This is a genomic window from Planktothrix sp. FACHB-1365, from assembly GCF_014697575.1.
In the GTDB taxonomy this organism is placed as follows: domain Bacteria; phylum Cyanobacteriota; class Cyanobacteriia; order Cyanobacteriales; family Microcoleaceae; genus Planktothrix.
This window is the reverse complement of sequence record NZ_JACJSC010000018.1, coordinates 60648-71869: the sequence shown is the minus strand read 5'-3', so window position 1 is coordinate 71869 and position 11222 is coordinate 60648. Positions and strand designations below refer to the sequence as shown.

Here is an 11222-nt window from a genome sequence, read left to right as displayed (position 1 = left end):
TATCCCATTTTTTTGGTCATAAAGGCTGGTTCTGTGTGTGGGTAGTTCACTCCATCTCAATTTCATGATCATCGATTCCGTCATCTAGCGTTAACGCATTTTGGGCAATGACCATGTTTTGGCGAGCCATCCGTTCATTGCGGATGCCCCGATGCTTGGCTCGACGTTCTCGAATGGCATCAATATCGTTCAAGCCATAAAGAGCTTGTGCAGCGCGCATCAGTTCTTTCAAGGAAGTGGTGCCATAATCTTCACGAAACTGAGCATTGTGGGTTTCCCAGTCAAAATCGTGGTTATTAAAACGGGCAGCACTCGCAAGCTCACGGCCACATTCTTCTCTCAAAACTTCTAGCACCATCAAACGTAGTTTTTCGTTATAGCTGATGCACTGGTCTAAAGCCTTGGTATAAGCTTTTTGAGACTTTGTGGTTTTAACGGAATCGAACTTACGATTTTTAGAAGTTACAATCATTTTGATCTTCCTATTCAAATGTTGTTCACACCCAAAGCAGCGATCGCTGTCTTCTTCAGTTCAATTTTTAAATTAAAGTTTTTCGTATGATGGCGATCGCTATTTTCTTCTTTTTCTGGAAACTATAAAAATCAATTCTTGATTAAATTAATTTTATTTAAAATTTCTCATTCTAAAAAAAATTACCCTACCTTAAGGTAGAGTAATAGTAAAATAATGGATATGAAATCAAATGATAGGTACGCTTCATGAATTAAATCAGAGCAGAAAATTAGTTATTCTAAATCTTCCTCCTCCTCATCTTCTTCATCTTCGTCTTCTTCGTCTTCTTCCTCAAAGTCATCGTCTTCTTCGTCTTCAAAATCTTCTGGTTCCTCATCATCATCTTCATCTTCCAAATCATCATCTTCCAAATCATCAATATCATCATCAGTGTTAGATTGCTCTTGCTGAAGATAACTATTGCGTTTGGCAAGGGATTCTTGATTGAATTTAACGAGGCTTTTAATGGCTTCTTGAGGATCTAACTCGAAAACATCGTACAGTTTTGCCATAACCAGAGCTAAAGTTTCGATATCATGACGCAAAGCATCCGGTTGTCCAAACAAAGCAGGGAACACTTCATTATTCCAACGCTGCCAGTTCATAGTTTTGCCGCGTTTTTTCAATTGAGCAGCAATATCCAAACCGATCTTTTCTTTAATGGCATGACCGATTTTTGTTTGAAGACGTTTTTCGCGAAGTTGCAGTTTCACGCCAAACTTTTTAACAATGGTCGTTCTGACTCGCTCAAGCAGTGCGTTAGCTTGCTCTTCAACTGAAACAACTGAACGACGGGTTCCATTCCCATTGCTAGGAACAGGTAATCCGGTGCTTTTTGATTTAGGAGTCACACCGTTGGTTTTTCCATTGAAAGTTCCTGCACCATTAGACGTGCGAGAGTTATTTTTATTCGTTGTAGTTACCATGAAGTTCAATTGAATTTAATTACTTCGTGGCAATCTGCGCCGCTAGGCGCTTTCAAGCTTCCCAATTGATTATTAATGCTTAATTTTAAATTAATTAAAATTATTTTCGATTTTATCATTAAATGATTGAGTTAAAGTATTCATCCAACTTAAGGAATAAAAGCTAAGTCAGTTAGATAGATCAATAGGGGGATGGGAAATACCGATTAAGAAAGCTCAATAGAAATTAGTCGGCTTAATACTTTCTAATATTTTAGAATCCATCATGAATAAAGATTGGCTCTTCTTGGCAAACCGAGGCATCAAGATAGTGGGATTAGAATACTGTACAACGGATCGAGTCAGGATTTTAACTCACTTCTATGAATGGGGTCAAAACCTCCAATTTCCTGTTTTCTTTTGGAATTGTGGCTACCGATGTTTTCAGCAAGTTAATTGTCAAGGTGAAGGCGGGTGTCGCTTAGAGAACACTGATTTACAAGCTAACTCTGACCCCCTTTTAGATTTATTAGAAAATCAAACCGAAGGAATTTTTATTCTGGAGGGAATTTTAGAGTTATCAGGATCAGATAGGACAGATAAACAGCGTGAATTTCAACTGGTTAATGCTTACTATCACTTATCGGGAGATAATCATCGTCAATTCTGGGTTTTATTGGAAAATAATATCAATTTACCTGCAAATTTACAACCTTTAATTCCGGTGTTGAAGGCTCCTATTGCGGATCGCATTTGGGTACAACAGAAGGTGGCTTCATTTTGTCATAACACTTCCTCGATATCGGGAAAAAAAGATACTGCTATTCAAGAAAGTTTAGTGCGAGCTTGTCTGGGATTGGCACAAGGAGAAATTGAGTTAATTTTACAACAAAGTTTAGCATTTACTAACAGTTTTGAAGACATAGCTGATTGGGTACTCAACTACAAAGTTAACAAATTGCGAGGGAGAGGATTAGAGTTAATTTCTGAACCGGATGTTGCCCAAACCGGAGGGTTAGAATTGCTAGACGAGTTCCTCTCAAAAGTTGCTTCTTTACTCAATCCAGAAACCGAGAAATATGGGCTTAAATTTCCCAAAGGGATGATTCTTTGGGGGCCACCTGGCACTGGGAAAAGTTTGAGTGCCAAGTTAGCTGCCAAGAAGATGGGGGTGCCTTTATTAGCGGCTGATTGGGGTGCAATTATCGGTTCCCCAAAGCCAGATTTGGCACTGCGGGAGTTGTTAGAATTAGCTCAAGCTTTAAGCCCAACAATTTTGTACTGGGATGATTTTGATAAAGGGTTTGCCGGTTGGAATTCTAATACGGATGGTGGAGTTTCAAGGCGTTTGTCGGGGAAACTATTAACTTGGATGCAGGAAGTACAACAGCCGATTTACATGGTAGCAACGGTTAATCGATTGGGGATGTTACCCCCGGAATTAATTCGTCGCTTTGATGATATTTTCTTCGTTGATTTACCCCATGAAGGGGCAATGTACGACATTTTTAACCTGCATTTGCAAAAGTATTTCCCAGAGTTTCGCAATCCTTCTCAATCTCCTTGGACAGACGAGGAGTGGCGAATTTTGTTACGGGATTATCGGCTTTGCACCCCGGCAGAAATTGGCAATGCGGTTAAAAAATGTGCCGAGGAAATTTACTATCGCAACTATCAGCAAGGCAAGCAACCGGAACAATTAAAGATCACGTTAGAAGATTTACGACAGCAACGTGACCAATTTACGCCAGCTTTAATTCGAGATGAAGAACAGATTTTAGCAATTCGTAATCAAGCAACTTATGCTCGTCCGGCGGCGGGTGTAGATGTTTCAAAATTTGCAATTCCTCCTCAAGAATTATTTGGCTAGGATTACTCAAACAAATTCTTTTGTTGATAGGTTGGGGTGGAGTTGCTTTGTTGTATAGTTCTAGAGAGAATCTGATGACTGAAAGTCTTGGTCAATTCTTGAAGAGTATACATAGAGTGGCTCAACTCCCCTAATGTAATGGATTGATAGCGTTGCACTTGTTCAGTATTATTCCGCTCGATTTGACACTCTCACCGTCAATCGCCAAGCGATGTGACGGGAGATTCTTTGTTCAACGAATCGACTTGCCCCAACAGGATTGCTCCCGTTAAAGTAGAGGTCAGTTCTCCCAAAGCGTTCACCTCGACTTCGCTCGGTGAGCGGAGCCGAACCAAAGTTCCGGTATGTCCTGCCGTACTTAATCCAATTCTTAAAATGTTTTTTGCAGCATTTTCATCCCTATCCAACTGACATCCACAGCTACAAACGTGGGTTCTTGTTGATAGGGATTTTTTTACGGTTTTTCCACAGCTTGAACAATTCTCAGAGGTATATTGAGGAGGAACAGCAATTGTTATCTTGCCGTACTTTCTCCCAAAATATTCCAACCAAACTCGAAACTGATACCAAGCTGCATCATTAATTGACTTAGCCAGACAATGATTTTTAACTAAGTTCTTAATCCTTAAATCTTCGTAGGCTACCACGTCGTTAGAGTGGATGACGGAGTATGCAACACCCTTGCTAAACTCTTTTCGTTGCCGACTGATTTTTAGATGAGCCTTAGATAATCGCTGTCTAGTTTTTTTGCGGTTATTAGACCCTTTCTGTTTCCGAGAAAGTTGTCTCTGTAACCGCTTAATTTTCTTCTCTTCCTTTCTGAAAAATTTAGGGTTATCTACTTTATTACCTTGATCATCGGTGTAAAAAGCAGATAACCCTACATCTAAACCGATTGTTTTATTAGTTGGTTCAGATTGAATCTTAACGTCAATTGAGAGTAGAAATTGGCAATAGTAGCCGTCTGCACGTCTAACTAATCGAACTCTTTTAATTTGTTCGGGTTGGTAGAAATGCAGATCGTAGCTTCCCACTAACCGTAACCGTCCAATCCCTTTCTTGTCAGTAAAGGTAATGGCTTTACGGGTTTCTAAATTCAATTGCCATCCGGTTTGTTTGTATTCAACCGAACGGCAATTTTTCTTGAAACGGGGGAAACCTTTTTTGCCTGGAACTTTCCGCTTGCAATTATCGTAGAATCGAGCGATAGCTGACCATGCTCTCTCAGCACTAGATTGTCTAGCTTGAGAGTTTAGCTCGTTAGCGAATTTAAAGTTATGAGCTAATACACGGCAATATTTGTTCAAATCGTACTTATTAACCCCTTTGTTATCCATCCAATATCTTAAACATTTGTTTTGGATGAATTGGGATGTACGAATGGCTTCATCTATTGCCTTGCTTTGTTGCAATGCGGCTCTAACTTTAAATTCTAAAACTACCATTTATGCTATCTATTTTCACCTAAATCTTATCTTAGCACAAAGTTTCTGCTTTGTGTCAACTGTTTCTATCTAGATAATCTGGCAGTTTAATGACTTCTATAGGTTGGCAATCCAAGGTTTCAATATACTGGTTCCAGTGGATTCCAAACTGTTCAATATTCTTTTTAATTTGTTCGGTCAAACAATCGAGTTGCAGAGAAATCTGAAGGCGAGTTTCGTAGCTGGCTTTTTGCCAAAAAATTGAATGCACTAAATGTTTTCGAGCCGTCGCTAAGGTTGAAGCGACTTCCAAATAAGCTAAGGCATCATATTTTTCAGGATGTTCTGGCCCAGCTTGGAGGAAGTTTTTAACTCGATGGTAAGCGCAGTGGATTAAAGCTTCATCAACGGTTCCATAAAACGGAATTGTGCGAGGGACAGGCATAAAATTTCTCTCAACTTGTCCCTCTCAGCCCCCGTTATGGGGAAGGAATGGAAAATTTTCCATTTCAATTCTCTAAGCACAGCTTGTTTGAGAAATTAATACTCGTTGCTCTCCATTAAAGTTCCAACTCTCCAAGTGGTATTAACATCTTCAGGAGAGTCAGCGCCAATTTCTTCCCCTTGAAGCCAAGCAGATTTCTCAAAATAATCAATTTTGAAAAAGTAGCGCTCGCCATCTAATTCTAAAGTCACACAATCTCGTTCTCCGTAAGGGTCATTATCCGGTGAAAACGAGTTAAATTCCTTCAATAATTGGAGAAGCTGTTGTTGCTGTTGGGGAGGTAGAAGCCCAACACTACGGGAGAAATGAATAGCCCCGACTTGTGAATTCTGAGCGCGTAATTGATCATTAAGACGAGCAATCTGTTCAGATTTTGTTAAGGTTTCACTCATTGTTTTTTCCTGACTTTTCACCCTCAATGGGCGCGTTAGCGCGTTAGTTTGAGCCTAGTAACAGATTCCTGAATGCCAAGAATTAGAGAAATCGATAAATTACGGTAAAATTCAACAGTTAGGAGAATTCACGAGGCGGGTTTGAACTTTTTAGAACCGTATTCGTTTTCTGTTCTCCTCATTCGGTGATTAAATCGGTAGGTGAGATGGATATCTATACCCTCTTAAGTCAAACTCAACGGCAACGGGTCAGTGATGGAGCCGTAACCTCTCTATTAAGCGGTTGTGAATCCTCACCCAGACAACTCGTGCTAATCTGGCCCCAATTGGGAGATTTCGATAGCTTAGAATATGCTTGGTGGTTAAAAAGAGAAGTAGAACTACTGCAAGCAAAAGGAATTGCAATTCGAGCCGTAGGAATTGGCAACCGCACTTCAGGACAGCGATTCTGTGACTATACAGGATTTCCCCCAGATTGTTTATTTGTTGACCCCACCGCCGAACTCCATCAAACCCTAAATCTTTATCCAGGTCTATCCCTCAAACTCCCCGGTTTATCGCCGGGTGTCAACGCTTATCTCAACTTAATACTGATGTGTGCTGGACTGGGTAGCCCGGGTACTTTAGCGGAAGTATTCCGGGGCTATCGGGGTGATAAAAAAGCCCCTCAATTAATAGGGGATGAAGAAATTGTTCAAGCTCCTCCTTTACCCCCACTCAAAGGTTCATTCTTCAAACTAGCAGGAGGTCAAGGCTTTCAGCGCCCCTTTGAGTTAGCCACGTTACGACTGCGAAACATGGGAGAAGTGCTAAGTCACTGGAAAAGTTATGTTCCTGATTCAGCTTATCTAACCCAACGAGGGGCAACTTTCTTATTTAACCAGCAAGGAGAATTACTCTATGAGCATCGAGACCGCGCCATTCTGGGCTTCGCTGCTAATCCGAGTAATCCGTTATCTTTTCTCACAGATAGGGAATAGGCAATGGGCAATTACGAATTACGAATTACGAATTATGAATTATGAATTACGAATTACGAATGGGCAATAGGTCAATAGGGTCAATAGTTTTGGCTGTTTCATAGACGTTGAAAATTATTACAACCTCGGTGTGAATTGCTATAGCTGTATTCTTCAATCCCTCGGTCTTGAAGGTAAATTAGGAATAAAACTCTTGCCATCAATTAACCCTAATCCATTCGCTTCCAATCGCTGCCAACTGTCATACAAATCCGTTAAATTACTCGCCACTCGTCCCGATAAGAAATCCCGATCTGCCATTGAAGGAGTTTGATTCTTCAAACAAATCCTCACTGCATAATTATAAATTGCCCAATCCTTACGAGTCAACTCACTCAACCCTTGGGATAACTTTCCATCTCTGACAGAAGGCAAACTTTCAGTTGAGTTTCCCCAAACTTGTTGCTCAAACTGTTGAAGAAATGCCTCAATTTCCTCCTCAGCACACCGAAATAGAGAAACACAAACTCCTTTCGGAATCACAGTTGGTAAGGTTTCACGAGTCTGAAATTCAAAAATCTCCAACAAATCAGCATCATGTAAAATAAAAATTCCAGAATCATCAGGAATTAAACCCGAATCTAAATGTTCCAATTCTGGAAGAATCTCTTGAATTTTAATAGAATCGGAAAATTGATAAACTGTATAATCGGACGAATCTGGATACAATATGTGCTTCAACCTCTTAATCCAATTAGCAGGAGATTTAAAATGAGCTTGAGAAGAACTAACTCTATTTTCAGCTTGAGAATTTGAAGATAAGGGTTTAGAATTGTCAAGCTTTAAAGAAGGAGAAACTGCACCTCTCAATTGAGACGGTAATAACTCCTGAATTGAGCGCACATACAAACTTTGCAAACGCAACATTGTTCCCCCATCCGAAAAAATCAAATCCCCCTTACCTAATAACCCCGTACACAGCTTTCCCCATTCCTCCACATCCAAAATCACCGCGCCCGCCTTCGCACTTTGCAATCTCAGTCCCAACCGTACCCCCATATTCACCTTAATCTTCGTACTCACCACATCCGCCTTCGGGTACTGAGTAAACAACACCAAATGAATCCCCGCCGCCCTTGCTAAAGCACCCAACCCCTCCACCAAAGCTTCAAACTGCCCCTTAACCTCCTTCTCCTTCGTCAAATACTGAATTTCATCAATAAAACAAACAATCCTCGGCAACCGCAACTGGGGCTCCACCTTGCGGTTATAATCCTCCAAATCATTCGCCCCCAGACTCTCAAACCTTTCATATCGTTCTTGCTGCTGGGCATCTAAATTTTCCAACAAATTCAAAGCAGTATCCGTATCCCGACAAACCGGATGCCATAACCAAGGCAAAGCATCAAATTCCTGTTTAGCAAACGTAACTCGTTTAACATCAATTAAACACACCTGAACCCGTTCAGGAGGATAACGCAAAATCAAACTCGCTAACATCGCCTTCTGCGCTTCCGACTTCCCCGAACCCGTTGCCCCTCCCCCCAAAACATGACAAGTATTGGGGTTGGCTAATTCAATTTCCACCAATTGCCCATATAAATCAACCCCCATCGCCATTCGCACAGGTTCTTCATCCGATAAAACTCGATAAGAAATATAGTTTTCCAGAGGGCAAAACTGCCGTTCTTGTTCACTCAAATTCAAATCAAACGCCACCCCTTGCGTCAAAGCCTGAATTAAAGGCGGTTGCGATAAACCCAACGCAATTTGAAGATCTCGTTCTCGATTTTTCAGGTCAGCCACCTTCACCTTCACTTGAGCATTCACCACCGGTTTGAGCACCAACCGTTGAGTAGTTGGCCCTCGATGTCCCTCCACCCAATCACAAGGCAAATTGTAATGGAGTAACGCTTCAATTAAAGCTTGTCCTATCGTGGCTAAAGGATGATTAATTGGGGGTAAGGTAACAGCGTTAGAAGCGGCAGATTGTAAAGATTCAGTTGGATAAGACTGTTCAAGCATTGCTTCCATCACCCGTTCTCGTTGAGTTTCTTGGTAATAGCGAGTCACCGCCAGTTGATGTTGATAATCCTCCTCTTCCTGTTGCTCCTCAGCCCGTACCAAGGGTTCTAATTTACTAATCCGAATGGCATGGGATAAACTTACCCCAGACAAAACAATACCACTGCCCGTTAACGCTAATTGCAGCACTTTAAAAGTAGTGGTATTTCTCGGTAAAACAAATGGAGGAATAAATAATAGTAAACTCCCCAAAAACAAATACAAACCACTAATTTTATAAGCGGATTCCAGCGTTTGATTAATTAAACGAATGCGGTAATTCAGTTGTCGAGGTTGGAACATAACAGCATAAATCCTAACCCAAGATTAAACTTAAAAACGACTTTCCCTTAACCCTGTTGTACCCACCGACTCAATAGCCAAAGTAAAATCCCCATCACAGTCGATAAACCCGTAAAGATGAGAATTCCATAAAGTTCCATTGGCTCAATTTTTAGTAACTTAACCCAAGCATCATCCCCTACCCAACCGACTATTTGAAACAGGATAAATGCAATTAAAAAGAAACTAGCGATCGCTAACCCTGCTGTATTCAATTCACTAGCGATCGCTAACATTAATGTTAAGCTAATACCCAAAAAAAAGAGATTAGCTCCGATTAAAAGCTGGCAAAGAAGTGAAGCTCGTTTCCAATTCATCAAATATCCCTCGAAGAAAGTGCGTTTTGAGTGCGGTGTGCGAGGTGCGGAGTGCCAAAGAAAGTACGAAGTGCAAAGTGTGAACTATAGGGAAGGAGTAGAGACTCTGGTTAAAAGGTAATTGATTAGATGAACCAAGAATGCACTCCGTACTTCGCACCTCGCACTCTGAACTCCGCACTCTTAAAGCACTCCGCACTATTTATTCTCCCAAGTGCTTTGAACTTGTTGACGATACTGAGCAATTTTGTTAACGGCTTGCTGGTTAGCTTGATCAATATTAAGAGACATTTGAGAATATTGAGGTCGAAGTCCATGTAATTTTTGAGCATAATTAGAATTAGCCCCTAGTTTTTTGACTTCATTACCTGCAAGTTGACCTTTATAAGCATAATGAGCTAAATGAACTGTTGTATCTGCATCATCAATTTGCTTAAGGGCTTGATAAGATTCTTGAGTATGTTTGGCCGATTCTTTTCTCTGTTTCGCTAATTGTTTGAGAACCACTTTCTCCTCTTTAGAAAAATAGCGAGGTGAATCTAAAACAGGAACTGAACGAATTGAGGCAAAATTACCCGGATTAGTCGGAGAGAAAACAGTGGAATCTGTCGGTTGTAAGACTAGAGATTTATCAATTTGATGAGAACCATAGCCGACGTTTCTGTCTCTTGTTTTTTGGTTCCAGGTTTCCAAAATGCGATTTAAAATCCCCATCAATATTTCTCCTTAAAACTTGAATAAGAACTAGGGTTGCCATAACCTCGATATAGACCCGATGGGTGGTCATAGGAATCTGTTTTCGTCCCAGAATGTAACCAATACTGGCTGATATGGCACTAACTGCAATCAGAGATAACCATTGAATAGAAATCATCTGGAAAATTGAGTGGAAAATTGATGATAAAGCCGTTGGAAACACTACTTTGTATTTCTGGCAAATGAAGACAATCAAAGCCGTTATCAAAGTAACGGCTATCGAAAGTTGTCGAACTTGCTGTTGTCCGCGTTGTTGCCGTTTTCGAGTGTATTCATTCATCAGGACAACCCAAACATCAACGTTGAGGTCATACTGACGGGATATACAGAAGTTGGCTGAGACCAATAGCTTTGTAGCTGATTGAGGAGGTTTTTGAGGTGTTTCATATCCTGAGATGGAGTAGAAGTAGACAAGCAAGAAAGGGTATTTTTGAGTTCAGTCACTACGCCCAGCAAATCCTGTTGTTGAGAAAGCTGAGTGTGTTGGAGGCTTAAGATTTCCTCCAACAAAGTGTTAATGGTATCGGTTTGATGTTCACTAACTTCAAGATGCGCTTTTAAGTGCTGGAAAGCAGTTGAGCACTTGCCCTCCTAATTGAGTTTGCTGTGTGGGAGATTCTAAGTTACGGCGTTCTTGTTTGCCTTGTTCGGCGGCAGTATTGAAAGCCGCTACAAACTGTGACACCGTATCCTCAAGTTTGGCATTGCCATCAGAAGTAGACCCAAACCCAAAAACCTCTAAAAGAATCTTGTCATCGAGCATTTCTTGAATTTTAGGAGCCACTGTTTGAGCAATTTGAGAAGTTTTTTGCTCCCAACGTTCATACAACCCCGCACCAGAAGAATCGTACACAGAATGAGTTGTTGTATTGGTATTGACTTGATTTTGTAATTCTTCAATCCAAAATCCAATGGCTTCTTCAATTCGGAGTTGTTTGCGTCCTTCACTGCGGCTATCACGAATTGCAATAATTTGATTCAGCCAAATCGTCAATTGTTCAGAATTTACTAATTCCAAATTCATCCGAAACTTTTCGCACAATTCACTGAGGATATAACGAATAACATTACTCTCTACAGCTTGTCCTTTAGAGGTTACAGATTGACCTAACTGTTCTAAATCAATGCCATATTGGCTGTAATCCGTTGAAGTTCCATTGGTTGTGTTTGTCAT

The 11222-nt window shown here is 40.7% G+C and carries 12 protein-coding genes; 2 read left to right on the top strand and 10 right to left on the bottom strand.

From position 1 onward, the window contains the following. Window positions 1-46: 46 nt before the first annotated feature. Complete coding sequence (locus H6G57_RS18375; protein WP_190521094.1) at window positions 47-472, bottom strand: aminoacyl-histidine dipeptidase; 426 nt, start codon at window positions 470-472, stop codon at window positions 47-49. Between the two features lie 275 nt (window positions 473-747). Further along, on the bottom strand, window positions 748-1440 hold the full coding sequence (locus tag H6G57_RS18370; protein WP_190521092.1) for a hypothetical protein: 693 nt from the start codon (window positions 1438-1440) through the stop codon (window positions 748-750). A 265-nt stretch (window positions 1441-1705) separates the two neighbouring features. Here H6G57_RS18370 and H6G57_RS18365 point away from each other — a divergent pair, with 265 nt between their 5' ends. Next, the gene (locus H6G57_RS18365; protein ID WP_190521090.1) at window positions 1706-3289 is read left to right on the top strand and encodes an AAA family ATPase; all 1584 of its coding nucleotides are present in this window, start codon (window positions 1706-1708) and stop codon (window positions 3287-3289) included. Between the two features lie 197 nt (window positions 3290-3486). Here the strand turns inward: H6G57_RS18365 and H6G57_RS18360 are convergent, their stop codons facing one another. The 3 genes from H6G57_RS18360 to H6G57_RS18350 form a co-directional block, all read right to left on the bottom strand. Next, a complete protein-coding gene (locus tag H6G57_RS18360; protein WP_190521088.1) occupies window positions 3487-4734 on the bottom strand; it encodes an RNA-guided endonuclease TnpB family protein in 1248 nt (415 codons plus the stop codon). Window positions 4735-4789: 55 nt separating this feature from the next. Then, a complete protein-coding gene (locus H6G57_RS18355; protein ID WP_190521086.1) occupies window positions 4790-5158 on the bottom strand; it encodes a hypothetical protein in 369 nt (122 codons plus the stop codon). Between the two features lie 95 nt (window positions 5159-5253). After that, on the bottom strand, window positions 5254-5610 hold the full coding sequence (locus H6G57_RS18350) for a DUF3768 domain-containing protein (RefSeq protein ID WP_190521085.1): 357 nt from the start codon (window positions 5608-5610) through the stop codon (window positions 5254-5256). Window positions 5611-5816: 206 nt separating this feature from the next. Here H6G57_RS18350 and H6G57_RS18345 point away from each other — a divergent pair, with 206 nt between their 5' ends. Next, complete coding sequence (locus H6G57_RS18345; protein ID WP_190521083.1) at window positions 5817-6590, top strand: peroxiredoxin-like family protein; 774 nt, start codon at window positions 5817-5819, stop codon at window positions 6588-6590. Between the two features lie 153 nt (window positions 6591-6743). Here H6G57_RS18345 and H6G57_RS18340 read toward each other — a convergent pair whose 3' ends face one another. From H6G57_RS18340 to H6G57_RS18320, 5 genes are all read right to left on the bottom strand, one after another. Next, the gene (locus tag H6G57_RS18340) at window positions 6744-8936 is read right to left on the bottom strand and encodes an FtsK/SpoIIIE domain-containing protein (protein ID WP_190521081.1); all 2193 of its coding nucleotides are present in this window, start codon (window positions 8934-8936) and stop codon (window positions 6744-6746) included. A gap of 47 nt (window positions 8937-8983) precedes the next feature. Continuing rightward, a complete protein-coding gene (locus H6G57_RS18335; protein ID WP_190521079.1) occupies window positions 8984-9292 on the bottom strand; it encodes a hypothetical protein in 309 nt (102 codons plus the stop codon). A gap of 198 nt (window positions 9293-9490) precedes the next feature. Beyond that, complete coding sequence (locus H6G57_RS18330) at window positions 9491-10006, bottom strand: hypothetical protein (protein ID WP_190521077.1); 516 nt, start codon at window positions 10004-10006, stop codon at window positions 9491-9493. Next, window positions 9924-10328, bottom strand: a complete 405-nt coding sequence (locus H6G57_RS18325) for a hypothetical protein (protein WP_190521075.1) — start codon at window positions 10326-10328, stop codon at window positions 9924-9926. Before H6G57_RS18325 ends, H6G57_RS18330 begins: the two co-directional genes overlap by 83 nt. 264 nt (window positions 10329-10592) lie before the next feature. Beyond that, on the bottom strand, window positions 10593-11222 hold the full coding sequence (locus H6G57_RS18320; protein WP_190521073.1) for a hypothetical protein: 630 nt from the start codon (window positions 11220-11222) through the stop codon (window positions 10593-10595).

Bases quoted from the DNA above. Each gene is read 5' to 3' on its own strand.
- H6G57_RS18375 (WP_190521094.1), bottom strand. From the start codon at position 472: ATGATTGTAACTTCTAAAAATCGTAAGTTCGATTCCGTTAAAACCACA.
- H6G57_RS18370 (WP_190521092.1), bottom strand. From the start codon at position 1,440: ATGGTAACTACAACGAATAAAAATAACTCTCGCACGTCTAATGGTGCA.
- H6G57_RS18365 (WP_190521090.1), top strand. From the start codon at position 1,706: ATGAATAAAGATTGGCTCTTCTTGGCAAACCGAGGCATCAAGATAGTG.
- H6G57_RS18360 (WP_190521088.1), bottom strand. From the start codon at position 4,734: ATGGTAGTTTTAGAATTTAAAGTTAGAGCCGCATTGCAACAAAGCAAG.
- H6G57_RS18355 (WP_190521086.1), bottom strand. From the start codon at position 5,158: ATGCCTGTCCCTCGCACAATTCCGTTTTATGGAACCGTTGATGAAGCT.
- H6G57_RS18350 (WP_190521085.1), bottom strand. From the start codon at position 5,610: ATGAGTGAAACCTTAACAAAATCTGAACAGATTGCTCGTCTTAATGAT.
- H6G57_RS18345 (WP_190521083.1), top strand. From the start codon at position 5,817: ATGGATATCTATACCCTCTTAAGTCAAACTCAACGGCAACGGGTCAGT.
- H6G57_RS18340 (WP_190521081.1), bottom strand. From the start codon at position 8,936: ATGTTCCAACCTCGACAACTGAATTACCGCATTCGTTTAATTAATCAA.
- H6G57_RS18335 (WP_190521079.1), bottom strand. From the start codon at position 9,292: ATGAATTGGAAACGAGCTTCACTTCTTTGCCAGCTTTTAATCGGAGCT.
- H6G57_RS18330 (WP_190521077.1), bottom strand. From the start codon at position 10,006: ATGGGGATTTTAAATCGCATTTTGGAAACCTGGAACCAAAAAACAAGA.
- H6G57_RS18325 (WP_190521075.1), bottom strand. From the start codon at position 10,328: ATGAATGAATACACTCGAAAACGGCAACAACGCGGACAACAGCAAGTT.
- H6G57_RS18320 (WP_190521073.1), bottom strand. From the start codon at position 11,222: ATGACAAACACAACCAATGGAACTTCAACGGATTACAGCCAATATGGC.